The 25269-nt window shown below is 70.7% G+C and carries 22 protein-coding genes; 4 read left to right on the top strand and 18 right to left on the bottom strand.

Annotated features, from left to right (window positions below):
* Window positions 1–157: 157 nt before the first annotated feature.
* From gmk to Q9R20_RS14060, 9 genes are all read right to left on the bottom strand, one after another.
* On the bottom strand, window positions 158–1063 hold the full coding sequence (gene gmk / locus Q9R20_RS14020) for a guanylate kinase (RefSeq protein WP_311249910.1): 906 nt from the start codon (window positions 1061–1063) through the stop codon (window positions 158–160).
* Window positions 1056–1916: an orotidine-5'-phosphate decarboxylase gene (gene pyrF, locus Q9R20_RS14025; protein ID WP_311249911.1), complete on the bottom strand. Its 861-nt coding sequence runs from the start codon at window positions 1914–1916 to the stop codon at window positions 1056–1058. Before pyrF ends, gmk begins: the two co-directional genes overlap by 8 nt.
* Window positions 1913–5200 carry a carbamoyl-phosphate synthase large subunit gene (gene carB / locus Q9R20_RS14030; protein WP_311249912.1) on the bottom strand — a complete coding sequence of 1096 codons (3288 nt, stop codon included), beginning with the start codon at window positions 5198–5200 and terminating at the stop codon, window positions 1913–1915. The genes pyrF and carB overlap by 4 nt, the downstream gene beginning before the upstream one ends.
* Complete coding sequence (gene carA / locus Q9R20_RS14035; RefSeq protein ID WP_311249913.1) at window positions 5193–6416, bottom strand: glutamine-hydrolyzing carbamoyl-phosphate synthase small subunit; 1224 nt, start codon at window positions 6414–6416, stop codon at window positions 5193–5195. The genes carB and carA overlap by 8 nt, the downstream gene beginning before the upstream one ends.
* Window positions 6413–6913, bottom strand: coding sequence for a hypothetical protein (locus Q9R20_RS14040; RefSeq protein WP_311249914.1), 501 nt, complete (start codon window positions 6911–6913; stop codon window positions 6413–6415). Before Q9R20_RS14040 ends, carA begins: the two co-directional genes overlap by 4 nt.
* Entirely contained in the window at window positions 6910–8232 is a 1323-nt protein-coding gene (locus Q9R20_RS14045) for a dihydroorotase (RefSeq protein ID WP_311249915.1), read from the bottom strand. The genes Q9R20_RS14040 and Q9R20_RS14045 overlap by 4 nt, the downstream gene beginning before the upstream one ends.
* A complete protein-coding gene (locus Q9R20_RS14050) occupies window positions 8229–9197 on the bottom strand; it encodes an aspartate carbamoyltransferase catalytic subunit (protein WP_311249916.1) in 969 nt (322 codons plus the stop codon). The genes Q9R20_RS14045 and Q9R20_RS14050 overlap by 4 nt, the downstream gene beginning before the upstream one ends.
* Window positions 9194–9724: a bifunctional pyr operon transcriptional regulator/uracil phosphoribosyltransferase PyrR gene (gene pyrR / locus Q9R20_RS14055; RefSeq protein ID WP_311249917.1), complete on the bottom strand. Its 531-nt coding sequence runs from the start codon at window positions 9722–9724 to the stop codon at window positions 9194–9196. The genes Q9R20_RS14050 and pyrR overlap by 4 nt, the downstream gene beginning before the upstream one ends.
* A 199-nt stretch (window positions 9725–9923) precedes the next feature.
* The gene (locus tag Q9R20_RS14060; protein WP_311249918.1) at window positions 9924–11507 is read right to left on the bottom strand and encodes an MBL fold metallo-hydrolase; all 1584 of its coding nucleotides are present in this window, start codon (window positions 11505–11507) and stop codon (window positions 9924–9926) included.
* A gap of 158 nt (window positions 11508–11665) precedes the next feature.
* On the opposite strand from Q9R20_RS14060, the gene Q9R20_RS14065 reads away from it, so the two are divergent.
* Window positions 11666–12058, top strand: a complete 393-nt coding sequence (locus Q9R20_RS14065) for a tautomerase family protein (RefSeq protein ID WP_311249919.1) — start codon at window positions 11666–11668, stop codon at window positions 12056–12058.
* 39 nt (window positions 12059–12097) lie between these two features.
* Here the strand turns inward: Q9R20_RS14065 and Q9R20_RS14070 are convergent, their stop codons facing one another.
* From Q9R20_RS14070 to Q9R20_RS14090, 5 genes are all read right to left on the bottom strand, one after another.
* A complete protein-coding gene (locus Q9R20_RS14070; protein WP_311249920.1) occupies window positions 12098–15046 on the bottom strand; it encodes an SNF2-related protein in 2949 nt (982 codons plus the stop codon).
* Between the two features lie 109 nt (window positions 15047–15155).
* Window positions 15156–15566, bottom strand: a complete 411-nt coding sequence (gene nusB, locus Q9R20_RS14075; RefSeq protein WP_311249921.1) for a transcription antitermination factor NusB — start codon at window positions 15564–15566, stop codon at window positions 15156–15158.
* Between the two features lie 2 nt (window positions 15567–15568).
* Window positions 15569–16129: an elongation factor P gene (efp, locus tag Q9R20_RS14080; RefSeq protein ID WP_295838872.1), complete on the bottom strand. Its 561-nt coding sequence runs from the start codon at window positions 16127–16129 to the stop codon at window positions 15569–15571.
* A gap of 72 nt (window positions 16130–16201) precedes the next feature.
* Complete coding sequence (aroQ, locus tag Q9R20_RS14085) at window positions 16202–16660, bottom strand: type II 3-dehydroquinate dehydratase (protein WP_311249922.1); 459 nt, start codon at window positions 16658–16660, stop codon at window positions 16202–16204.
* Window positions 16661–16673: 13 nt separating this feature from the next.
* The gene (locus tag Q9R20_RS14090) at window positions 16674–18491 is read right to left on the bottom strand and encodes a TIM barrel protein (RefSeq protein ID WP_311249923.1); all 1818 of its coding nucleotides are present in this window, start codon (window positions 18489–18491) and stop codon (window positions 16674–16676) included.
* A gap of 50 nt (window positions 18492–18541) precedes the next feature.
* Between Q9R20_RS14090 and Q9R20_RS14095 the strand changes: the two genes are divergently transcribed.
* The 3 genes from Q9R20_RS14095 to Q9R20_RS14105 all read left to right on the top strand — a co-directional run bounded on the left by Q9R20_RS14095 (window position 18542) and on the right by Q9R20_RS14105 (window position 21665).
* Window positions 18542–19174 carry a TetR/AcrR family transcriptional regulator gene (locus Q9R20_RS14095; RefSeq protein WP_311249924.1) on the top strand — a complete coding sequence of 211 codons (633 nt, stop codon included), beginning with the start codon at window positions 18542–18544 and terminating at the stop codon, window positions 19172–19174.
* Window positions 19175–19438: 264 nt separating this feature from the next.
* The gene (locus Q9R20_RS14100) at window positions 19439–20332 is read left to right on the top strand and encodes a shikimate dehydrogenase (protein WP_311249925.1); all 894 of its coding nucleotides are present in this window, start codon (window positions 19439–19441) and stop codon (window positions 20330–20332) included.
* A gap of 13 nt (window positions 20333–20345) precedes the next feature.
* Window positions 20346–21665 carry an MFS transporter gene (locus Q9R20_RS14105; protein ID WP_311249926.1) on the top strand — a complete coding sequence of 440 codons (1320 nt, stop codon included), beginning with the start codon at window positions 20346–20348 and terminating at the stop codon, window positions 21663–21665.
* A 184-nt stretch (window positions 21666–21849) separates the two neighbouring features.
* Here Q9R20_RS14105 and Q9R20_RS14110 read toward each other — a convergent pair whose 3' ends face one another.
* Genes Q9R20_RS14110 through aroC form a run of 4 tightly spaced genes read right to left on the bottom strand, consistent with a single transcriptional unit; the run spans window position 21850 to window position 25267 of the window.
* Window positions 21850–22386, bottom strand: coding sequence for a GNAT family N-acetyltransferase (locus Q9R20_RS14110; protein ID WP_311249927.1), 537 nt, complete (start codon window positions 22384–22386; stop codon window positions 21850–21852).
* 55 nt (window positions 22387–22441) lie between these two features.
* Window positions 22442–23518 carry a 3-dehydroquinate synthase gene (aroB, locus tag Q9R20_RS14115; RefSeq protein ID WP_311249928.1) on the bottom strand — a complete coding sequence of 359 codons (1077 nt, stop codon included), beginning with the start codon at window positions 23516–23518 and terminating at the stop codon, window positions 22442–22444.
* Window positions 23515–24054: a shikimate kinase gene (locus tag Q9R20_RS14120; RefSeq protein WP_311249929.1), complete on the bottom strand. Its 540-nt coding sequence runs from the start codon at window positions 24052–24054 to the stop codon at window positions 23515–23517. The genes aroB and Q9R20_RS14120 overlap by 4 nt, the downstream gene beginning before the upstream one ends.
* On the bottom strand, window positions 24041–25267 hold the full coding sequence (gene aroC, locus Q9R20_RS14125; protein ID WP_295838863.1) for a chorismate synthase: 1227 nt from the start codon (window positions 25265–25267) through the stop codon (window positions 24041–24043). Before aroC ends, Q9R20_RS14120 begins: the two co-directional genes overlap by 14 nt.
* Window positions 25268–25269: the final 2 nt, after the last annotated feature.

A 25269-nucleotide genomic window follows, 5' to 3' on the forward strand; every position in this document is an offset into this window, starting at 1 on the left:
CGCCGAAGCATCCTCTTATTCTAGCCGACGCCGGCTCGGGCTGTGCCGAGCGGCGCCGGGCGGGTCCGGTTCTCCCGGTTCGAGGCGAATTCCGCGGCTCGGGGCGAGGAAATCACGCCCCGACCCGCAGATCGCGCCCCGAACGGGAACGCCCGCGTCAGCGCTGCGCGGCGGCCAGGGCCACGACGTCGGCGGCCGCCGAGGCGACGTCCTCGTTCACGACGCGGTAGTCGAACTCGTTCTGGGCCGCGAGCTCCACGCGGGCCGTCCGCAGTCGTCGCGCGCGCTCCTCGGCATCCTCCGTCCCGCGTCCGACGAGACGCTGGACGAGCTCGTCCCAGCTCGGAGGAAGCAGGAAGACGAGGGTCGCCGAGGGGTCGGCCGCGCGCACCTGTCGCGCGCCCTGCAGATCGATCTCGAGCAGCGCCGTCCCGCCCTCGGCGAGCACGCGCTCGATGGGCTCGCGCGGCGTCCCGTAGCGGTGACGGTTGTGCACCGTCGCCCACTCGAGCAGCTCGCCGTCGGCGATCAGACGGTCGAACTCGGCGTCGTCCACGAAGTAGTAGTGCTCGCCGTCCACCTCGCCCGGGCGCGGGGCGCGGGTGGTGGCCGAGACCGAGAGGTGGATCTCGGGATAGTTCTCCTTGATGTGCGCGGCGACCGTGCCCTTGCCCACGGCGGTCGGGCCGGCGAGGACGATGAGGCGGCTGCGTCCCGCACGCGGTCCGGGTTCGGGCCAGCGCGAGTCGAGGAAGCGCTGCATCGCCGTGCGCTGGCGCGTCCCGAGACCGCCGAGGCGCTTGACCGGCGAGATGTTCAGCGACGCGAGGATGCGGTCGCGCTTGCTCTCGCCGATGGCCGGGATCGCGGTCAGGAACTCGGTGACGCGCATGGCCCCCGCCGGCGAGAGCGGATCGGCCATTCCTCGCCGCAGTAGCTCCTGCGGCGAGATGACACGGGTCGACACGTCGCGCTTGAGAGCGGCGCGCTCCCGACGGGCCTCGACGGCGCGGCGCGAGGCGGCGGCGCGGTCGACCTCGGGTGGACGGCGGGTTTCAGCCATGCAGGGACTCCCGGTAGAGCGCAGCGCGCTCGTCGATGCGGGCGGCGAGACGGTCGGGCCCGACCGCGAGGATGCTCCGGCTCTCGTTGGCCACGACGGCCTTCGCGACATAGCCGAAGAGGCGACGGAGGTCGGCCGGAGCCGCCCCCTGCGCGCCGAAGCCGGGGGCGAGGATCGGCATACCTGCCAGGGCCACGTCTCCCAGGCCGAAGGCGGATCGATCCACCGTGGCCCCGACGACGACCCCCACGGGGCCGAGAGCGCCGGGGGCGCCGATGTTCGCCTGATTCACATCGTGCGCCACGCGGGCGGCGACGTGCTCATGGTCTCCGACGGCCTGCTCATCGTCGACGATCGCGCTCTGCAGAGCGCGGGCCTCGGGATTGCTCGTCGCGGTGAGCACGAACGCGCCCTTGCCGTGGTTCACGGCGAGCGACAGCGTGTCGCGCAGCGAGTCGGCCCCCATGTACGGCGACAGGGTCACGGCATCCGCTTCGAGGGGCGAACCGGGCTCGAGCCACGCGTGGGCGTAGCCCTCCATGGTCGTTCCGATGTCGCCGCGCTTGGCGTCGGCGATCACGAGGAGCCCCGCGTCGCGCGCGGCGGCCATCACGTCTTCGAGGGCGGCGAACCCGCGGGAGCCGTAGCGCTCGTAGAACGCCACCTGCGGCTTGACCACGCCGACCCGGCCGCGGGCGGCCTCGACCACCCGCAGACCGAAGTCGCGCGCGCCCTCGGCCGTGGTGTCGAGCCCCCACGCCGACAGCAGGGCGGCGTGGGGGTCGATGCCGACGCACAGGGCGCCGTGCAGGTCGAGGGCGATGCTGAGCCGCTGCCCGAAGGTCTCGCTCACAGACGCCCCGCGCGGTCGACGGCGTACTCCTGGAGGCTGCGCACCCCGAATCCGTCCTTCATCGCGCCGAGGGCGCTGACCGCGGCGCCGAGGACGGCCATCGTGGTGAACAGCGCCTTGTCGGCGGCCACGGCGGCCGCGCGGATCTCGTAGCCGTCGGCACGAGCGGTGCCGCCGGAGGGCGTGTTGACGATCATGTCGATCTCGCCGGCGTTGATGAGGTCGACCACGTTCTGCTGGCCGGAGCCCTGCGTCTCGGAGTACTTCTCGACGACCTTCACCCGGATGCCGTTGCGCGCGAGGATCTCGGCGGTGCCCTCGGTTGCCATGAGCTCGAAGCCGAGCTCCTGCAGGCGGTGCGCCGGCAGGATGACCGCGCGCTTGTCGGCGTCGGCGACCGAGATGAACACGGTGCCCGAGGTCGGCATCCCGCCGTACGCGGCCTCCTGCGACTTCGCGAACGCGGTCGGGAAGTCGCGGTCGATGCCCATGACCTCACCGGTCGAGCGCATCTCGGGTCCGAGGACGCTGTCGACGGTGTGACCGTCGGCGGTGCGGAACCGCTTGAACGGCAGCACGGCCTCCTTGACCGCCACGGGGGCGTCGAGCGGCACGCGCGAGCCGTCCTGCTCGGGCAGCAGTCCCTCGGTGATGAGCTCGGCGATGGTGCTGCCGGCCATGATGCGGCTGGCGGCCTTGGCGAGCGGGATGCCGAGCGCCTTCGACACGAAGGGGACGGTGCGGCTGGCGCGGGGGTTCGCCTCGATGACGTAGAGCACACCGGCCGAAATCGCGAACTGAACGTTCAGCAGGCCGCGGACGCCGACGCCCTTCGCGATCGCGAGGGTCGCCTCGCGGACGCGATCGACCTCGGTGCGGCCGAGCGACACGGGCGGGAGCGTGCACGAGGAGTCGCCGGAGTGGATGCCGGCTTCCTCGAGGTGCTCCATGACGCCACCGATGTAGAGGTCGATGCCGTCGAACAGCGCGTCGACGTCGAGCTCGATCGCGTCGTCGAGGAAGCGGTCGACCAAGAGCGGCAGGCCGGGACCGATGATCGCCTGGTCGGCCACGCGCACGAAGTAGTCGCGCAGCGCCTCGGTCGAGTAGACGATCTCCATGCCGCGACCGCCGAGCACGAAGCTCGGGCGCACCAGAACGGGGTAGCCGATCTCCTCCGCCACCTGAACGGCGCCCTCGACGTCGATCGCGGTGCCGTTGCGCGGGGCGACGAGACCGGCGTCGTCGAGCAGGCGCGAGAAGAGCTCCCGCTCCTCGGCGAGGTCGATCGCCTCGGGGCTGGTGCCGAGGATCGTGTAACCCGCGGCCTCGATGCCCTTCGCCAGGCCCAGCGGCGTCTGGCCGCCGAGCTGGCAGACGACCCCGAGGATCTCGCCCGACTGGCTCTCGGCGTGCAGCACCTCGAGCACGTCCTCGAGCGTCAGCGGCTCGAAGTACAGGCGGTCGGAGGTGTCGTAGTCGGTCGACACGGTCTCGGGGTTGCAGTTGACCATGACGGTCTCGTATCCGGCATCCGACAGCGCGAACGACGCGTGCACGCACGAGTAGTCGAACTCGACGCCCTGGCCGATGCGGTTGGGCCCCGAGCCGATGATGACGACCTTCGTGCGGTCGGAGGGGGTGACCTCGGTCTCGGCGTCGTACGAGGAGTAGTGGTACGGCGTGAGCGCCGGGAACTCCCCCGCGCAGGTGTCGACGGTCTTGTAGACCGGGCGCACGTCGAGCGCGTAGCGGGACTCGCGCACCTCGGCCTCGTCCAGACCGCGGATCTGGGCGATCTGCGCGTCGCTGAAACCGTGCTCCTTCGCGAGGCGGAGGGTGTCGGCATCCAGGTTCTCTGCCTGACCGATGACCGCCGCGACCTCGTTGATGAGCACCATCTGGTCGATGAACCACGGGTCGATGGCCGTGGCGTCGAAGGCCTGCTCGGGCGTCGCACCCTTGCGCAGCGCCTGCTGCAGCACGACGATGCGGCCGTCGGTCGGGGTCTTCGCGATTTCGAGCAGCTCCTCGACCGAACGCGACTCCTCGCCCCAGTGGAAGCTCGACCCGCGTTTTTCGAGCGAGCGGAGCGCCTTCTGCAGGGCCGTGGTGTAGTTGCGGCCGATCGCCATGGCCTCGCCCACCGACTTCATGGTGGTGGTGAGGGTCGTGTCGGCGGCGGGGAACTTCTCGAAGTTGAACCGCGGCACCTTGACCACGACGTAGTCGAGCGTCGGCTCGAAGCTCGCCGGGGTGACCTTGGTGATGTCGTTGGGGATCTCATCGAGCCGGTAGCCGATCGCGAGCTTCGCGGCGATCTTGGCGATCGGGAAGCCGGTGGCCTTCGACGCGAGCGCCGACGAGCGCGAGACGCGCGGGTTCATCTCGATGACGATGATGCGACCGGTCTTCGGGTCGACGGCGAACTGGATGTTGCAGCCACCGGTGTCGACGCCCACGGCGCGGATGATGTCGATGCCGATGTCGCGCAGCCGCTGGTACTCGCGGTCGGTCAGCGTGAGGGCGGGGGCGACGGTGATCGAGTCACCCGTGTGCACGCCGACCGGGTCGACGTTCTCGATGGAGCAGACGACGACCGTGTTGTCGGCGGTGTCGCGCATGAGCTCGAGCTCGTACTCCTTCCACCCGAGGATCGACTCCTCGAGCAGCACCTCGTTGGTGGGCGAGTCGTGCAGACCCGCGCCGCCGATGCGGCGGAGGTCGGCCTCGTCGTACGCGAAGCCCGAGCCGAGGCCGCCCATCGTGAACGAGGGCCGGACCACGAGCGGGTAGCCGAGCTTCTCCGCTCCCGCGAGCAGTTCGTCCATCGAGTGGCAGATGACGGATGCCGCGACGTCGGCGCCCGCCTCGATGACGAGCTCCTTGAAGATCTGGCGGTCCTCGCCGCGGTTGATCGCGTCGAAGTCGGCGCCGATGAGCTCGACGTCGTACTTCTCGAGGATGCCGCGCTTGTGCAGCTGGATCGCCGCGTTCAGGGCCGTCTGTCCACCGAGCGTGGGGAGCACGGCATCCGGCTTCTCTTTCGCGATGATCGACTCGATCACCTCGGGGGTGATCGGCTCGATGTAGGTCGCGTCGGCGAAGTCGGGGTCGGTCATGATCGTCGCCGGGTTGGAGTTGACGAGGATGACCCGCACGCCCTCTTCGCGCAGGACGCGGCAGGCCTGGGTGCCGGAGTAGTCGAACTCGCAGGCCTGACCGATGACGATCGGGCCGGAGCCGATGACGAGGACGGAGTTGATGTCGTCGCGCTTAGGCATTGTTGTCTTCCTGGGTCGAGTCCTGAGCGTCGTTCTGGCCCTGAGCCGCGGGGGCCGGTCCCTGAGCCTGTCGAAGGGCCTGGGTCGCGGTCACCATGTCGCGGAAGCGGTCGAACAGGTAGTTGGCGTCGTGCGGGCCCGAGGCGGCCTCGGGGTGGTACTGCACGCTGAACGCGGGGATGTCGAGGGCGCGCAGGCCCTCGACGACGTTGTCGTTGAGACCGATGTGGCTGACCTCGACGCGGCCGAAGCCGTTCGGGCTGTCGATGACCTGGTCGAGCGGGGCGTCGACCGCGAAGCCGTGGTTCTGCGAGGTGATCTCGACGCGGCCCGTCGTCTTGTCGAGCACGGGCTGGTTGATGCCGCGGTGGCCGAACGGCAGCTTGTACGTGCCGAAGCCGAGCGCGCGTCCCAGCAGCTGGTTGCCGAAGCAGATGCCGAAGAAGGGCAGGCCGTCGCTGAGCACCTCGCGCAGCAGCTCGACATGGTGGTCGGATGCCGCCGGGTCGCCGGGGCCGTTCGAGTAGAACGCCGCGACGGGCTCGATCGCGCGGATCTCGTCGATCGTCGCGGACTGGGGGAAGACGTGCACGTCGAAGCCGCGAGCGGCCAGGTTGTCGATCGTGGACTTCTTCACGCCCAGGTCGAGCACGGCGAGGTTGCCGATGCGATCGGCCGTGGCCGGGGTGACCTCGACCTCGCTGACCGAGACCTCGGCCGACAGGTTGCGGCCCGCCATGCCCGGGGCCTCGCGCACGCGGCGCAGCTGCTCCTCGGCATCCAGCTTCGCCGCCTCGCCCGAGAAGACTCCGCCGCGCATGCTCCCGGAGGAGCGGATGCGACGGGTGACGGCGCGGGTGTCGATCCCGGAGATGCCGACGATGCCGTCCTCGACGAGCGCGTCGTCGAGCGAACGGTTCGCGCGCCAGTTGGACACCATGCGCGAGGGGTCGCGCACGACGTAGCCGGCGACCCAGATGCGGCGCGACTCCGGGTCTTCGTCGTTCACGCCGGTGTTGCCGATGTGCGGGGCGGTCTGCAGCACGATCTGTCCGGCGTAGGACGGGTCTGTGATCGTCTCCTGGTAGCCGGTCATGCCGGTGGCGAAGACGACCTCGCCGAGGGTCTCGCCGCGCTTGCCGTACGCGCGGCCGGTGTAGCGGGTGCCGTCTTCGAGCACGAGGACGGCGGGCTCGGTGGTGATCAGGGCGGTCATGCGTCGCTTCCTGTCGAGGTGAGGGGGCGGATGGCGTCGGCGAGGGCTTTCGCCGAGGCATCCTGGGGTCGGAGATAGGTGTCGACGAGCGTGCCGTCGTCGATGCGCCAGGTCACGCGGGTGAGGCCGTCGCGTTCGACCACGCGGTCGATGGCGACGGTCGCCTGACCGGCGTCGACGAGACGGTCGCGGGTGAGCGCGATGCGGGGCTGGCCCGGGAGGTCGAGGGCGACGCCGGCCGTGGTGACCGTGACGTCCACGCGGGAGCGGAAGCCGAGACCCTTGATGGCGAGGCGCTCGAGCGGCTCGTCGTGACGGGTCGTGGCGACGTAGAGCCCCGAGAACGTCGCCGTGTCGACGGCGCCTTCGGGCAGCTCCCCCACCGGGGCGGAGTAGCGCGCATCGCGCCGCGTTCGTCGCATCCAGGCCCACGCCAGAGCGACGAGGGCGAGCAGGGCGACCCCGGCGATGACGAGGAGGGCTCCCTCACGGGTCACGCGAGCTCCCCCGGTGCGTCGAGCAGCGCGCCCTTGGCGACGGTGGGGATGCCGGCGCGCACGGTCCAGCGGACCTCGCCCGGCAGTTCGCGCCCGAGGTAGGGCGAGTTCTTGCTGCGGCCGCGCAGGTCGGACACCGCGAAGGTACGCGACGGGCGCGGGTCGTAGAGCGTGAAGCTGGCCGGCTGCCCCGCGGCGATCGGCGTGCCGTGTCCATCGAGGCGGCCGATGCGCGCCGGGGTCTTCGACAGCACGCGTGCGACGTCGGCCCAGTCGAGCAGACCGGTGTCGACCATCGCCTGCTGGACGACCCGCAGGGCGCTCTCGAGCCCCACCATGCCGTTCGCGGCGGCCGCCCACTCGCAGGCCTTCGCCTCGGCGGGGTGAGGGGCGTGGTCGGTCGCGACGATGTCGATCGTGCCGTCGGCCAGGCCCTCGCGCACGGCCATCACGTCTTCCTCGCGGCGCAGCGGCGGGTTGACCTTGTAGCGGGCGTCGTAGTCGCGCACGAGCTCGTCGGTCAGGAGCAGGTGGTGCGGGGTCACCTCGGCGGTGACGTTCACGCCCCGCTTCTTGGCCCAGCGGATGATGTCGACCGAGCCCGCGGTGCTGAGGTGGCACACGTGCAGGCGCGAGCCCACGTGCTCGGCGAGCAGCACGTCGCGGGCGATGATGGACTCCTCGGCGACCGCCGGCCAGCCGGTGAGGCCCAGCTCGGCCGAGACGGCGCCCTCGTTCATCTGGGCGCCTTCGGTGAGGCGCGGGTCCTGAGCGTGCTGGGCGACGACCCCATCGAACGCCTTCACGTACTCGAGCGCTCGGCGCATGATGAGCGGGTCGAAGACGCAGAAGCCGTCGTCGCTGAAGACGCGGACGCGCGCGCGGGAGTCGGCCATCGCACCGAGCTCGGCGAGGCGCTCGCCCTTCTGTCCGACGGTGACGGCGCCGATCGGCTGCACGTGCACGTAGCCGGCGGCCTCGCCGAGGGCGAGCTCCTGCTCGACGACGCCGGCGGTGTCGGCGGTGGGCGAGGTGTTCGGCATCGCGAACACCGTCGTGAATCCGCCGGCGGCGGCGGCGCGGGATCCCGTGAGGACGGTCTCGGATGCCTCGAACCCGGGCTCGCGCAGGTGCACGTGCAGGTCGACCAGGCCGGGGAGGGCGATGAGCCCGTCGGCGTCGACGACGGTGGCGCCCGCGTGCGACAGGCCGATGCCCGTCTCGGCGATGACCCCGTCCTGGACGAGGAGGTCGGTGGCATCCCGGCCCTCGACGCGCGCGCCGCGGACCAGAAGGGTCTGGGGGGTGGCGTGGCTCATCGAAGGTCCTCTTTCTCGGTGTCGGGCCGTTCCCCTGCCAGCAGCAGGTACAGCACGGCCATCCGCACGGAGACGCCGTTCGTGACCTGTTCGAGCACCGTCGAACGAGGCGAATCGGCGGCTTCGGCGGAGATCTCCAGACCTCGGTTCATCGGACCGGGGTGCAGGACAATGCTAGCGGGCGGCAGCGCGTCCAGTCGCCGCGCGTCGAGGCCGTACCGGCGCGAATACTCCCGTTCAGTCGGGAAATACGCCGCAGACATGCGCTCGAGCTGGATGCGCAGCATCATGAGCGCGTCGGGTCCGGCCGCGATCGCGTGATCGAGGTCGTAATCGATCTCGACGGGCCAGCCGCTGACGTCCTGCGGAACGAGCGTCGGCGGAGCGATCAACGTGACGTGCGCGCCCAGGGTGTGCAGCAGCCAGACGTTCGAGCGGGCGACCCGCGAGTGCAGCACGTCGCCGACGATCGTCACCCGGATGCCGTCGAGGCCGCGGCCGCGGCTGTCGGCGCCGAACAGGCGCTTGCGGATGGTGAACGCGTCGAGCAGGGCCTGGGTGGGGTGCTCGTGCGTGCCGTCGCCGGCGTTGACCACGCCCGCGCTGATCCAGCCGGAGGTCGCGAGCGTGCGCGGAGCCCCGGACGCACCGTGGCGGATGACCACGGCATCCGCTCCCATCGCCTGGAGCGTCTGCGCGGTGTCTTGCAGGGACTCGCCCTTGCTGACGCTGGAGCCCTTGGCGGAGAAGTTGATGACGTCGGCGCTGAGGCGCTTCGCGGCGGCCTCGAACGAGATGCGGGTGCGTGTGGAGTCCTCGAAGAAGAGGTTGACCACGGTCTTGCCGCGCAGCGTCGGGAGTTTCTTGACCTCACGGCGTTGGGTGTCGGCCATGTCCTCGGCGACGTCGAGGATCTCCAGCGCGGCGGCGCGCGAGAGGTGCTGGGTGTCGAGCAGGTGCCTCATGACTCGATCGTCACCTCCTCGATGCCGTCGATCTCGGCGAGACGAACGTTGACGCGCTCGTCGCGGGCGCTCGGGAGGTTCTTGCCCACGAAGTCGGGGCGTATCGGCAGCTCTCGGTGGCCGCGGTCGATCAGCGTCGCCAGGCGCACGGCGGCGGGGCGGCCGATGTCCTGCAGGGCGTCGAGGGCGGCGCGAATGCTGCGGCCCGAGAACAGCACGTCGTCGATCAGCACGATGACCTTGCCGTCGAGGCCGCCGGCGGGGATCTCGGTCTTGCGAGGTGCCCGCGTGGGGTTGCGGTGCAGGTCGTCGCGGTACATCGTCACGTCGAGCGAGCCGACGGGGACCTGAACGCCGCCGAACTCGCTGACCAAGGGGCCGATCCGGTTCGCGAGCGTGACCCCGCGGGTCGGGATGCCGAGGAGGACGAGTCCTTCCGGTCCCTTATTGGACTCCAGGATCTCGTGCGAGATGCGCGTCAAAGCGCGGGCGATATCGGCATCGTGCATGACGGTGCGCGTATTCATCCGCCGCTCCCTTCTCCGCCTCACGGGACGGGGTTAAAGGTTGCTGTGGTTCACCCATCAGTCTAGCGGGTGGCGCTGTCCGTCGCAGGGGCGGCGCGGCGGGCTGAGCGCGTGAGATCACACGATCGGGCCGAGATCACAGGCTTCAGCTCCGGCGCAGCGTGTGCTCTCGTGCGGATCGTGTGACCTCGGCGCGGGGTCAGCCCGCGGCAACCTCGGCAGCCGCGCGCTCCCCGCTCGGCGTGGTGCGCACGCGCGACGAGCGGATCGGGTGACCGGTCGTGGTGAGGCACCGACCCGTCTCGAGGTCCCACTTCCAGTCGTGCAGCGAGCAGGTGAGCACGCCGTCCTCGATCTTGCCGGTCTTGGTGAGGTCGGCTCGCAGGTGCGGGCAGCGGCGCTGCACGGTCCAGTCGCCGATCTCGGCGTCCTCGGTCTGATCCGACTGCTCGGCGTACCAGTTCTCGACGTACTCGATGCGGTCGCGCGAGAGGCACTTGAGGAACGTCGTGAGGAACTCGTTGAACTTGCCCGAACGACCCACCTCGAACTGCATCGACAGGAAGATCGAGTTCGACCAGTCGATCTCGTGGTCGCGGATGTTCGTCGACACCAGGTCGGCGGGGATCGTGTACCAGTAAATGCACTCCTCGCCGGCGTACTCGCGCACCTTGGCCTTGGGGAAGTCGACGACCAGGTCGAGCTCGCCGATGCGGAAGCGCACTGCTCCTCCGACGCCGTTGCGGATGGTGCGGGCGCGGCGCAGCAGCGGCTCCCACCATTCCTTGATCGCGGCGAGCATCTCCGCGGGCGGGAGGATCTCGGCGCGCGAGGCCTCTTCGGCCTGGATTTCGCCCTGGCGGCTGTCGCGCTGCTCGGCGAGGTAGTTCCACTTGTCGCCGAACACGCGCTCGATCTCGTCGTCGGTGTAGAGCGTCTGCGTCACGGTGACATCGGGGCCCTGCACCTCGACCTCGGTACCGGGCAGGAACAGGTAGCCCTTCTGGTCGGGGCGCTGCTCCTTCATGTGCGCGAGGAACTCGCGCTGGTCGGTGAAGATCGAGTCGTTCTCGAGGCCCGTGCCGTTGTAGCGGAACAGCTCTTCGCGCAGGAACATCGGCGGACCGGCCATGGGGAAGACGTGCTCGGCGTCCACCTTCTCGATGTAGTACATCGCGCGCTTGTTCTGGGCGTCGCGTTTGAGCTGCGCGAAGTTCTGCTTGGCATCCTGGGGCAAGTCGTAGACCATGGGCCACCAGATCGCCCCCGAGACCTGGGTGAAGTACGCGTCGGGCTTGCCGAAGTCGAACAGCTTCTCCAGATCGAGCGGGTGCGAGTCGTTCTGGTTGAGGACGGATGCCGTGCCGTCGTCGACCGACAGCGAAGAGTCACCGATGGGTCCGTCGGAGGGCGCGCGCAGCGGCGTCACCATGAGCTTCAGGTCGCCGAACTGCAGCGGCACGCCCGCCTCGGTGCGGACGAGGTTCGTGTAGCCGAGGGCGACGAGGTCCTGCTCGAGGTCGTCGGTCGGGTACTCGGGGAGCAGCACCGCGATGTCCTTCGACACGTACCGCTCGAGCAGGGCGGGGTCGAAGTGGTCGCGGTGGCGGTGAGAGATGTAGAGGAAGTCCGCCTTGCCGAAACGTTCCCAGTCGAGGGCGCGGTTGTCGGGGAACGGGAACCACGAGCCGAAGAAGCTCGGACCGAGGACGGGGTCGCAGATGATGCTGCCGCCGCGCGTCTCGATGAACATTCCCGCGTGGCCGAGGCCGGTGATCTTCATGCCGCTCCTGTGTCGTTGGCGAACCCGAAGAGTCTACGCGGGCGCGGCTGGACGGGTTCGGGGAGAGCGGGCGGGTCGTCGAAGTCAAGCGCCCGCTCGTCACACCGCCGATGACTACCGTGTGGGCGTCGGGAACCCTCCTCACGAAAGGCCACGCCATGCCCCTGGTCATGATCGACACCGTCCGCGGCAGCTACGACGAGACGCAGTTGCGCACGCTCCTCGACGCGGTCCAGGATGCCGTCGTCGAGGCGTTCGACGTCCCCTCGACCGACCGCTACCAGATCCTCACCCAGCACGAGCCGTTCGAGCTCGTCGCCCTCGACACGGGCCTCGGGATCGACCGCAGCGAGAAGCTGGTCATGGTGCGGGTCGCCTCGAAGGCACGGGCGGAGGAGGCCAAGGTGGCCCTGTATCGCAGCCTGGCGCGCACCCTGCACGAGCGGGTCGGCGTGGAGGGGGCCGACCTCGTGGTGAGCATCACCGAGAACGGGGATGCCGACTGGTCCTTCGGACACGGAGAAGCGCAGTTCCTCACGGGGGCGCTGTAGCCGGGGCGGCGGCGGACCGTCACCCGCTCCGCCCCCGGCTCACGGCCCCAGCAGTCCCCGGATGTCGTCGGCGTCCAGCGCCGCGGCGAACGCCTCGCCGTCGTCGATCACCGCGTCGGACAACGCCGCCTTGCGGCGTTGGAGGGCGAGCACCTTCTCTTCGATCGTGCCGGCGGCGATGAGGCGGTAGACGAAGACGCTCTTGGTCTGGCCGATGCGGTGCGCGCGGTCGATCGCCTGCGATTCGGCCGCGGGGTTCCACCATGGGTCGAGGAGGAAGACGTACTCGGCCTCGGTGAGGGTCAGACCGAAACCGCCCGCCTTCAAACTGATGAGGAACACCGGGGCGTCCCCGTCCCGGAACCCGTCGATCACGTCTCCGCGGCGGGCCGTCGACCCGTCGAGGTGCGCGTACGCGAGCCCGGCGGCATCCAAACGTTCCGCGGCCAGGTCGAGGAACGACGTGAACTGGCTGAACACCAGTGCCCGGTGCCCCTCGGCCGCCACCTCCACGAGGCGCTCGAGCAGCACGTCGAGCTTGGCCGAACCCAGGTGCGCGTCGCGCTCGTCGACGAGCCCCGGGGCCAGCGCCAGCATGCGCAGCAGCGTCAACGAGCGGAAGACGATGAAACGCTGCCGGTCGAGGTCGTCGAGCAGACCGAGCACCTTCTGCCGCTCGCGCTGCAGCACCCGGTCGTACACGGCCCGGTGCGCCGGACCCAGCGGGACGGCGATCTCCTGCTCCTGCTTGAGGGGCAGATCGGATGCCACGACGTCCTTCGTGCGACGAAGGAGGAACGGCCGCACCCTCCGGCGCAGACGGGCCAGCGTCTTCTCGCGGTGGGCCCCGGTCGCGGCGGCGGACAGCGCGGTCGGGGCGTCGGAGGGGAGCCTCTCGATCGCGCGCGTGTAGTCCTCCCGGAACTGCCGGATCGAGGGGAACAGACCGGGAGCGGTCAGCGCGAGCAGCGCCCACAGGTCGTCGAGTCCGTTCTCGATCGGGGTGCCGGTCGCGGCGAAGACCGCATCCGTGTGCAGCGCCGCGATCGCCCGGTGGATGCGCGTCGCCGGGTTCTTGACGAACTGCGCCTCGTCGAGGACGACCCCCGCCCAGTGCGGTGAGGCGAACTCGTCGGCATCCGTTCGCACGACCCCGTAGGGTGCGACCACGACGTCGACGCCGGCCGCGATCTCGGAAACGTGTTGCGAGCGACGCACCGCGGTGGCCTCGACCACGGCGACCCGCAGCTCGGGCGCGAAGCGCGCCGCCTCGTCGCGCCACGTGGGCAGCACCGAGGTGGGCGCGACGACGAGCCAGGGCCTCTCGTCGCCGAGAGCGCGCGTGTGCGCCATCAGCGCGAGCAGCTGCAGCGTCTTGCCGAGTCCCATGTCGTCGGCGAGGATGCCGCCGAGCCGGTGCGCGTGCAGGAGCGCGAGCCAGGACAGTCCCTCGCGCTGATAGGGGCGCAGATCGGCGCGGAACCCGGGCGGTGCAGGAATCTCCGGGACCTCGGTGACGTCGCGGAGCGCGCGGGCGAGCGCCCGCCACTCCCCCGCGGCCTCCGACTGGTCGGCGAGGTCTTCGAACTCGGCCCACAGCGTCAGGTGCGTACGCGGAAGCCGTGGACCGGTCGCCCATTCGTCGAGCGCGGCGGCTTCGTCGAGCAGCTCACGCAGCCGCTGCAGGGAGGGATGCGACAGCGAGAACCAGGCCCCGTCCGACAGCTTGATGCGCGTCTGGCCGCGCGACAGCGCGCGGAAGAGCACGCCGAAGGGGATCATGCGGCCGTCGATGGTCACCGTGATGCCGAGGTCGAGCCAGTCCCGGTCGAGCGACTCGACCAGCGTGATCCGCAGGGAGGGGTCGCCGCGCAGCTCGCGGAACGTGGGCTCGGCGCCGGTGGTGCGCACCCGCACCTCGTCGAGCACGTCGACGGCGGGGAGCACCCGCGTCGCGAACACCGCGGCGTCGGCGTCGCGCAGGGTCGCGCTCGCTGCGATCGGCAGATCGGAAGCCGCCATCCACGCCGTCTCGAACCGTTCCCCGATCTGCGCCTCGGCGCGTGCGTCGCGCTCGACATCGTCGGCGTCCGAGCCGTAGGCGACGCGGTGCCCGCCGGGATACGCCCACGTGAGGCGGAACGTCACGACGTCGCCGTCGTAGGCGACGTCGACCTCGAGGGTCGGGCGCGCCGCCGGCGGCGGCGGGACGCCCGCACCCACCGACAACGGCGCGCGCCGGGCGAGCCGGGGATAGACCTCGGCCACGAACTCCGCGGCGTCGGACGCGGGCACGTCGACCGGCCCCTTTCCCAGCAGCGACGGCAGCGGATCGGGCAGCACGACCGCGGCGAGCACGACGGGGACGGGATCGACGTCGATCGCGAACGCGAACAGCCCGGAGTCGCCGATCGCGCGCGCGTGGGCGGCATCCGTCGGCTCGCCGTCGATCTCGAGGGCTGCCGACACACGCAGGGCTCCCCCGGCGACCGCGTCGAGGGCGACCCGGGCCGTGGTCTCACGCGCCAGTCGCACGCGCTGTTGAGCGTGCATCGCGACCAGAGGGATGCCGAGCCCGTCGGCCGCCGCGAGGTGCGGCCACAGCAGCGGGGAGTCGACCGTGTCGAGGGCCACGGTATCGCCCGACGGCGCGAACGGGCCCGCGGTGCGCAGAGCCTGCGCGAGCGCGTGCAACTCGGCGAACCACCGCGCCTGCGCGGGGTCGAACCGTCCGGTGGAGCGACGCACGACGTCCCACGTGGCGTCAGCGCGGATCCACGCGCCACGCGCGCCGCGCACGAGGGGCCGGGCGACGAGCTGCAGATCGTCCCGGCGTTTCGAGAGCGACCGCGGCGTGACCGGCACCACCGCGCGCGCCTCCCACCGCGACGGATCGTAGGCCTCGCGCTGACGCAGCTCGATGCCGAGGGCGAGCGCCTCGAACGCGGGCCGCTCACCCGCGGGGACGAGATCGCGCCACGAGGTCACGGCGTGATCCTGCCGCTGACCTCCGACATCACGGCATCCGTCGCCGTGAGACGACGCGACGCGACCGCCGACGAGTGGTCGGGGCCGCGTCGGGACACGTCGGGAGGGATCAGGACGAGCGCGCGATCCGCGCCAGTACGCCGTGGACGAACGAGCCGGAGTCGTCGGTCGAGAACTCCTTCGCCAGCTCCACGGCCTCGTCGATCGCGACGGCGGTGGGCACTTCGTCGTTGTAGAGGATCTCCCACGTGCCGATACGCAGCAGGGCGCGGTCGACGGCGGGCATGCGCTCGAGCGACCAGTCCTTCGAGAACGTGGTGATCTGCTCGTCGATCGCGTCGCGGTTGTCGATCACACCGTCGACGATGTCGCGGGCGTAGAGCCACGACGCCTCGCGGGCGGGCTCGTTGGCCGCGCGCTTGGCCTCGGTGGCGAGCATGATCGGCAGCTCCTCGCCGCGCACGTCGGCCTGGAAGAGGATGTCGAGGGCGCGCTTGCGCGCCTTGGTACGTGCGCTCAAGATCAGCTGATGCGGCCGAGGTACTCGCCCGTGCGAGTGTCGACCTTGATCTTCGTGCCGGTCTCGAGGAACAGCGGGACCTGCATCTCGTAGCCGGTCTCGACGGTGGCGGGCTTGGTACCGGCCGACGAGCGGTCGCCCTGCAGGCCCGGCTCGGTGTACGTGACCTCGAGCACGACCGACGGCGGCATCTCGATGTAGAGCGGGTTGCCGTTGTTCAGCGCGATCTGCACCTGCTGGTTCTCGAGCAGGAAGTTCGCCGCGTCGCCGACGGTGGCGGCGCCCACGGTGAGCTGGTCGTAGTCGGCGACGTCCATGAAGACGAAGCCCTCGCCGTCGTTGTAGAGGTAGGTGAAGTCACGGCGGTCGACGTTCTCGAGGTCGACCTTGGCGCCGGCGTTGAACGTGCGGTCGACGACCTTGCCCGACATGACGTTCTTCAGCTTGGTGCGCACGAACGCGCCGCCCTTGCCGGGCTTGACGTGCTGGAACTCCACGACGCTCCAGAGCTGACCGTCGATGTTCAGGACGACGCCGTTCTTGATGTCTGCGGTGGATGCCATGAGTGCCGATATTCCGTTTCGTGAGTCGAAGTGGGCGAGAGCCCGACGTCAGAGTCTACGTGATCCGCGCCGTCAGCCGTCGGCGCGGCCCGCGACGACCTCGACGAGCAGGTCGACCGCCTTCGCGTACCCCGGTACGCCCTCGCCGATCACGTGCACCGAGGCGACGTCCTCGATGTACGAGAAGTGCCGGAAGCTCTCGCGCTCCTTGATGTTCGAGATGTGCACCTCCGCGACGGGGAGGGCGACGGATGCCAGCGCGTCGCGCAGGGCGACCGAGGTGTGCGTGAGGCCCCCGGCATTGATCACGATGCCGGCGCAGTCGAGCCGGGCGTCGTGGATCGCATCGATGAGCACTCCCTCGTGGTTGCTCTGCACGGCGCGCACCTCGAGACCGTGGCGTTCGGCGGCCTCGGCGGTGACCCGCTCGACGTCGGCGAGGGTGTCGCGCCCGTAGATCTCGGGCTGGCGCGTGCCGAGGAGGTTCAGGTTCGGTCCGTTGACGAGCAGCAGGCGGCGGGGCGTGGTCATGTCGGGCACGCTATCAGCGCCGTCGCTGCGCGGTGAGGCGCACGGGTGCCGTCCCCGCGCCGTACCCCGCGTACGCCTCGACCCGCTCGACGAACTCGAGGAAGACTTCACCCACGGTGCGCGTGTAGAAGTGCAGGTACTCACCCGTGGCATCCCGGTCGTAGCCGAGGTGCAGCTCGCGGAGCTCCTCGACGGCCTCCACGCCCAGGTCGAACCGGGCGGCGATGTCGTCGTAGTAGTTGCGCGGCATGGCCAGCGGGACGAAGCCGCGAGCACGGGCGTCGCGGGCGAGCGACCGGGCGTCGGAGCACGCGAACGCCACGTGCTGGGGCAGGGCTGCACCGGCGCGCTCCCCGGCGAGGATGGGCGGTGCCACGTTCAACGGGAGGCGCACCTCCCCGGCCGGCGACACGAGCACCCGACTGGCCACGAGCCCCTGTGGCCCGGGCACGTCGGTGCTGCTGTGCACCCGCAGAGCGAACCCCGCCGTGTAGAAGAGCGTCGCCTCCTCGATCGCCTGCCACGGCTGCGACAGGCTCACATGATCGACGCGCGTGATGGCGGTGGGCCGCTCGGGTTCGCCGTGCTCGAACTCCGCGACCCACGCCGGCTCCCCCTCGTCGGAGGCCTGCGCCCAGTAGACCTCGGTGCCGTCGGGCGCGATCGCACCGTCGAGTCGTTCCTCGTGCGCGTAGGTGCGCCGGTAGGCCCGCGGCACCCGCAGCTCGCTCATACGCAGGTCGACCGCCTCGGCGTCGTCGACCTCGAGACCGATCGCGGCCAGCTGCGGCTCCCACCCGCGCGCGTGCTGCTCGTTGAGCACGACACGGGCCGCACCCGCGGTCCACAGCTGCACGGGCTTGGTGCGGTGCCGGCCTCGCGGGGTGAAGCCGAGCTGCGCCAGCAGCTCCTCCACCTCGGAGGTGTCCTCGGCCTTGATCTCGACGAAGTCCACGCCCGAGGGTGCCGCGGAATCCGGGAGCATCTCGAGGTCGTCGCGTCCGGCGGCATCCGGGAACACGCGCGCCACCGCGTCTTCGAGCCACCGCAGCGACCGGCGGGCGTGCCGGGCCGTGCGGTAGGGGTCGGTCTGCCGGAAGGTGTCGTTGAACACCTCGAGCGACCACGGGCCGTCGTATCCGGCCGCGACGATGCGCGAGGTGAAGTCGACCAGGTCGAAGTCGCCCTCGCCGGGGAACAGGCGGTGGTGGCGGCTCCACGAGAGCACGTCCATGCGCAGTCGCGGCGCGTCGGCGAGCTGCACGAAGAGGATCTTCTCCCCGGGGATGTCGGCGATCCCGGCCGGATCGTGACCGCGCGAGAGGATGTGGAAGGAGTCCAGGCACACGCCGACGGCGGGGTGATCGGCGAGCTGCACGATGCGCCAGGCCCGCCGGTAATCGTCGACGAAACGTCCCCACGCGAGGGCTTCGAAGGCGACCCGGATGCCGTACCCCGCCGCCAGGTCGCCGAGCCGCCGCAACTGTCCGGCGGACACCTCGTCGTCGTTGATCGTCGCGGTGGCCACGTTGCTGCAGCACAGCACGAGGTCGATGCCGAGACGGTTCATGAGGCGGAACTTCGCCTCGGCGCGGCGCAGGACCTTCGCGAACTCCTCGTCGCCGACACCCTCCACGTCCCGCAGGGGTTGATACAGGTCGAGACTCAGGCCCAGACGCGCGGCGAGCGCGGCGATCTCCTCGGGACTCTCGGCCGCCGCGAGCAGGTCGGGCTCGAAGATCTCGACGCCGTCGAATCCGGCGTCCGCGCACGCGCGCAGTTTGTCGGCCAGGGTGCCGCTGATGCAGACGGTCGCCATCGAGGTCCTCATGGCGGCCGAATGTACCAGTTGGTACAAACGCCGTCCACTATCCTGGCCCGATGGTCGAGGCCCGCCGTGACGCCGAACGAACGCGCTCCGAGCTGCTGGCGGTGGCGACCGAGGTCTTCGCCGAAGACGGCTTCTCGGGTGCCCGCGTCGACGACATCGCCGCCCGCACGCGCACGACCAAGCGCATGATCTACTACTACTTCGGCAGCAAAGAAGGTCTCTACCGCGCCGTGCTCGAAGAGGCGTACCGCGGCATCCGCGAAGCCGAGCGCGCGATCGACGTCGATCACGCCGATCCGGTGGATGCCATCCGCGCCCTCGCCGAGCTCACGTACGACCACCACGTCGGGCACGACGCGTTCATCCGCCTCGTCGCGATCGAGAACATCCACCGCGGCAGCTTCATCCGTCAGATCGAGGGGCTGCGCACCCTGTCGCAGCCGGCGAAGGGCATGCTCGACGAGATCCTGGAGCGCGGGCGCGCCGCCGGCACCTTCCGCACCGACGTGGATGCCATCGACGTCCACCTCGTCATCAGCTCCTACTGCGTGTTCCAGGTCGCCAACCAGTACACCTTCGGGCATCTCTTCGACATCGACCTCGCCTCGGCCGACCGGCGTCCGCACCTGCGCGCGGTGATCGGCGACGTCGTGGTCGGCTGGCTCACGGCCGCGTCGCGCTGACCGCGCCATCGAGGATCGCGCCGTCACGCCCTGCCGTGCGCGGCGCTCCGAGACCGTCGAGTGTCCGAGACACTCCGCCTCCTGGGCCGGCGATGCGGTGCGTCGTGGACAGTGAACGCATGGACACTCGCGCACGCCACGCCGCATCCGACACGGCCCGGGGTACCGGCATCCGGAATTCGTCGTTGACACCGCTCGCACGTCGTGGTTTCCTCTGAACGTACCGGTTAGTACATAGCCGGCTCGCGGAGACGAAGGAGTACCGTGATCGACGCGCACCCGTATCTCGTCGGCCTCATCGGCACGGGGGTCCTGCCCTCGCTCACCCCGCCGATGCACATGGCCGAGGCTCGCGCCCTCGGCCTCACCTACGTCTACCGTCCCCTCGATCTCACCGCGTCGGGGATCGACCCCGACCGCATCGGCGAGGTCCTGGCTTGGGCGGAGCGCCTCGGGTACGACGCCGTCAACGTCACCCACCCGTGCAAACAGAGCGTGCTCCCCCACCTCGATCGCATCGACCCGGTCGCCGCCGCCCTCGGTGCCGTGAACACCGTGCTGTTCACCCCGTCCGGACGCGTCGGATACAACACCGACACCACGGGCTTCGCCGCCGCGTTCGCGGAGGGGCTCCCGGATGCCGAGACCCGCCACGTCGTCCAGCTCGGGGCGGGAGGTGCCGGTTCCGCCGTCGCCGATGCGTTGCTGCGTCTGGGCACGGGCCGGTTGAGCATCGTCGACCTCGACCCCACCCGCGCCGCGGCCCTCGCGGACGACCTGCGCACGCGGCATCCCCTCGCCGTCGTCGACACGGCCTCGCCCGCCGACCTCGGTGCGGCGCTCGTCGACGCCGACGGGCTCGTGCACTGCACGCCCGTGGGCATGGCCGAGCACCCGGGCCTCCCCCTCGACGCCGCGCTACTGCGCCCCGAGCTGTGGGTCGCCGACATCGTGTACCGGCCGCTCGACACCGAACTCCTCGTCACCGCGCGCGAGCGCGGATGCCGCACCCTCAGCGGCGGACGCATGGCGGTCCACCAGGCCGTCGACGCTTTCGCCCTCATCACCGGGACGCGACCCGATCCCGCGCGCATGACCGCCCACTTCCTCGACCTCGTCGCCGCCGACACGCCCGTCGACCCGGCCCTCGCCCGCTAAGGAGCATCCGTCCATGACCACCACCGCAACGACGCGGAAGACTCCCGTGAAGGCGGCCACCGCCAGCTTCATGGGCAGCGCCGTGGAGTACTACGACTTCTTCCTGTTCGGCTCCGCCGCCGCTCTCATCTTCCCGACGGTGTTCTTCCCGTCCGGCGACCAGGCCGCCCTCGTGATGTCGTTCGCGACCTTCGGCTTCGCCTACATCGCGCGCCCGTTCGGCGCGATCATCCTCGGTCACTTCGGGGATCGGATCGGTCGCCAGAAGGTGCTGATGTTCACCCTGCTGCTGATGGGTCTGTCGACCTTCATCATCGGCTGCCTCCCCGGCTTCGCGCAGATCGGGTGGGCCGCTCCCGCCCTGCTCGTGCTGTGCCGGCTCGCGCAGGGACTGTCGGCCGCGGGCGAGCAGGCCGGGGCCTCATCGCTCACGCTGGAGCACGCACCCGACTCACGCCGATCGTTCTTCACCTCCTGGACGCTCACCGGGACCCAGGGCGGGCAGATCCTCGCCGCGCTGATCTTCATCCCCGTCGTCGCCCTGCCCGATGAGATCAAGTTCTCCTGGGGCTGGCGCGTGCCCTTCTGGCTCAGCGCCGTGGTCGTGGTGGTCGCGTTCTTCATCCGCCGGAGCCTGCACGAGACGCCCGAGTTCGAGCAGGCGAAGGCCGAGGGACAGATCGCCCGCATGCCGCTCGTCCCGCTGCTGAAGAACCACTGGCGCGACGTGCTGCGCGTCATCTGCTGCGCGTTCATCGCCGCCGTCTCGACCGTCTTCGGAACCCTGGCGATCGCCTACGGCAAGGAGCGGGGTCTCGACGCGAGCATCACGCTCTGGCTCGTCGTCGTCGCGAACATCGTCGCCCTGCTCACGCAGCCGCTGTTCGGCCGGCTCGCCGACCGCATCGGCCGCAAGCCCGTCTTCATCTACGGCGCGCTGTCGTCCGCGGCGTTCATGCCGTTCTACATGCTGTCGATGGGCGCCGGGAACAACCTGGTCACCTTCGCCCTCGCCATCCTCACGTTCTCGTGCGGCTACGCCGCGGCGAACGCCGTGTGGCCCTCGTTCTACGGCGAGATGTTCAGCGTCCGCGTCCGCTTCTCGGGCATGGCCATCGGCACGCAGCTCGGCTTCCTCATGGCCGGGTTCGCGCCGAGCATCGTCGCCGCCCTCGGCGGCGGATCGGCGGGCGGCTGGGTCGTCATCAGCATCTTCACCGCGGTGATCGCCGTCATCGCCTCGGTGAGCGCCCTCACCGCTCGCGAGACGAAGGACGTCCCCACCGACCAGCTCGGCCTCGCCGCCGAGCGGCGCGTGCCCGCCACGGTCTGACCGGCGCGAGAGAGCTCCGTCTCCTCCGGGAGACGGGGCTCTCTCGCGTGTCCGACGTGGAGGCGCGGCGCGAACGGATGCGGACGACGACACCAGAAGCGGAGCGACACGCCCCGCCCATCCGCATCCACTGCACGCGACCGCGCCCGTTGCCTGCCCGCCGGCCGCGGGCGGCCCGCCCGGGTCAGAGCGTGCGCAGAGACCGGCTCATCGCGAGCTCGGCGCCGATCGGCCCCGTGAACGTCTCGCCCGTCGGGACGAAACCCGCGCGCCGGTAGACGGCCTGGGCACGGTGGTTGTCCACGTGCACCTCGAGGCCGAGCGTCTCGAAGCCCTGGTCGGCGGTCCAGCGTGCCGCGGCGTCGAGCAGGGCGTCGATCGCGCCGGTGCTCCGCGCCTCGGCAGCGACGAACACGCCCACGACGTCGGCGCGCCCGATCGTCGACGACCGACCCGCATAGTCGACCTGGCCGGGCTGCTTCACCAGCACCGTCACGGACCCGACCCACTCGTCGCCGTTCTCCGCGACGAACATCGCCGTCGCTCCCCCGTCGGAGCCGCTCGCCGCGCGCTCCGCCCAGAACGCCTCGTCGCGCGCGAGCTCCTGCTCGTACGTGGTGAGGAAGGCGATGGATGCCACCGGGTCGCTCACCGCGCGCAACCGCAGCGCCCGAACGCGCGCGCCCTCGTCGGCCCGCACGCGGCGCACGGTGATGGTCACGCCGGGATCCCGGCCGCCCCCGCGAGGCGCGACACCGGACGCCGTCCGGCGATGCTCACGCACCGACCTCCTGGTACGCCGCGAACAGCAGCGACTCGTCGGGGGCCTGCAGCACGGTGGGCCGGGCGAGGTCGTCGAGCACGATGAAGCGCAGCATGCTGCCGCGGCTCTTCTTGTCGCGCTGCATGGTCGCCTTCAGCGTCTGGAACGCCCCGGCGCGATACGTCGTCGGAAGACCCAGGGACTCGAGCACGGTGCGGTGGCGCTGTGCCACGTCGTCCGAGAGGCGTCCGGCGAGTCGCGAGAGCTCGGCGGCGAACACCATGCCGACCGAGATCGCCGCGCCGTGGCGCCAGCGGTAGCGCTCGGCGTGCTCGATGGCGTGTCCGAGCGTGTGCCCGTAGTTGAGCACCTCGCGCAGCCCCGCCTCGCGCAGATCCTCGCCGACGACGCGCGCCTTCATGTCGATCGCGAGCTCGATGCACCGGCGGAAGGCGCCGCCGCGCGGGTCGACGATGTTCTCAGGGTCGGCCTCGATGAGGTCGAGGATCTCGGGATGCCAGATGAACCCCGCCTTGACGACCTCGGCGAACCCGGCGGTCGCCTCGTTCTTCGAGAGGGTGTCGAGCAGATCGAGGTCGCAGACCACCGCGACCGGGGGCCAGAAGGCGCCGACGAGGTTCTTGCCCTCGGCGGTGTTGATTCCGGTCTTGCCGCCGACGGCCGCGTCAACCATCCCGAGCACGGTCGTCGGCACCTGCACGAGGGCGACACCGCGCAACCAGGTCGCGGCGACGAATCCCGCGAGATCGGTCACCGCTCCCCCGCCGAAACCGATCACCGCGTCCGTGCGCGTGAAGTCGGCCTGCCCCATGACCTGCCAGCAGAACGCCGCCACCTCCACGCGCTTGCCGGCCTCGGCATCCGGGATCTCGGCGAGCAGCACCTGCCGGTCGCCCATCAGCTGCGCGCGCAGCTCCTCGGCCTGCTTCGCGAGCGTCGGCGGGTGCACCACGAGCACCTTCTGCGCGCCCGAGGGGAGCACCTCGCCGAGCGACGCGAGCAGGCCGCGTCCGATCGTGATGTCGTAGCCGGACTCGCCGGCGACGCTGATGGTGGTGGTGTCGGTCATGCCGTCTCTCCGGCCGGCACACGGCGTGCCCAGGCCACGATGTCGTCGACGACCCGTGCGAGCGGGCCCGACGAGGTGTCGAAGGTGATGTCCGCGGTCTGCTCGTAGACGGGGCGCCGCTCGTCGAAGATGCGCTTCCAGCGCGCGACCGGGTCTTCCCCGCCCAACAGGGGGCGGTCGTCGCCGTGGATGCGGGATGCCACGACGTGCGGCGCCACGGTCAGCAACACGACGCGATGCGGGACGAGCCGCTCCCGGGTGAGCGGGTCGAGCACCGCTCCCCCGCCGAGCGCGACGACGCCCCCGCGCCCCAGCGCCTCGACGACCGCGTCGCGCTCCAGGGCGCGGAAATGCGGCTCGCCGTGGGCGACGAACAGCGCCGGGATCGGTCCGTGATCGCGCACGACCAGCTTGTCGGTGTCGGTGAACGTCGTCCCCAGGGCGCGTGCCACACGACGACCGACGCTCGTCTTGCCGGCCCCCATCGGTCCGATGAGGACGACGGCGGGCGCGGGGACGGCGTCAGGCGAGGTCATGCGCGAGCAGCGCGGCGTCGGACGCGTCGGTGGTGCGCAGGGTCTCGGGCAGGTGGGCCAGGTACGTCTCGAGGTTGCGACGCGTCTCGGCCACGTTGTCGCCGCCGAACTTCTCGAGCACCGCGTCGGCGAGGGTCACGGCGACCATCGCCTCGGCGACCACGCCCGACGCGGGCACGGCGCACACGTCGGAACGCTGGTGGTGGGCGGCCGCGGTGTCGCCGGTGGCGACGTCGACCGTGCGCAGAGCCTTCGGGATGGTCGCGATCGGCTTCATGCCGGCGCGCACGCGCAGCACGGTTCCGGTCGACATGCCGCCCTCGGTCCCGCCGGCGCGGTCGGAGGAACGGGTGATGCCGTCTTCGGTGGCGAAGAGCTCGTCGTGCGCCTGCGATCCGCGCCGGGTCGTGGTCAGGAAGCCGTCGCCGACCTCGACGCCCTTGATGGCCTGGATGCTCATCAGGGCCTGGGCGAGTCTGGCATCCAGTCGACGATCCCACTGCACGTGCGAGCCCAGCCCCGGCGGCAGGCCGTACGCGAGCACCTCGACGACACCGCCGAGGGTGTCACCCGCCTTCTTGGCATCGTCGACCTCGGCCACCATCGCGGCGCTCGTGTCGGCGTGGAAGCACCGCAGCGGATCGGCGTCGAGACGGTCGACGTCATCGGGCGTGGGGAGCGCGGCGTCGTCGGGGACGCGCACGGGACCGATCGAGAGGGTGTGGCTGACGAGCCGGATGCCGAGCTCGTTCAGGAACGAGCGGGCCACCGCACCGAGCGCGACGCGAGCCGCCGTCTCGCGGGCCGAGGCGCGCTCGAGGATGGGACGAGCCTCATCGAAGCCGTACTTCTGCATGCCGACGAGGTCGGCGTGGCCGGGGCGGGGACGCGTGAGGGCGGCGCCGCGCCCACGGGAGCGGTCGGACAGCTCGACGGGCTCGGGGCTCATGACCTCGGTCCACTTCGGCCATTCGGTGTTGCCGATGCGCAGGGCGATCGGGCTGCCGATCGTGAAGCCGTGGACGATGCCCGTGGACAGAGTGAGCTCGTCTTCTTCGAACTTCATGCGCGAGCCCCGACCGTAGCCCAGGCGACGACGCGCCAGTTCGGCGCGGATCTGCGCCGAGGAGATGGGAACGCCGGCCGGCATCCCTTCCATGAGGGCGATCAGCTCGGGGCCGTGGGACTCGCCGGCGGTGAGAACGCGAAGCATGC

The sequence above is a fragment of the Microbacterium sp. PRF11 genome, from assembly GCF_031844085.1.
Classification (GTDB): domain Bacteria; phylum Actinomycetota; class Actinomycetes; order Actinomycetales; family Microbacteriaceae; genus Microbacterium.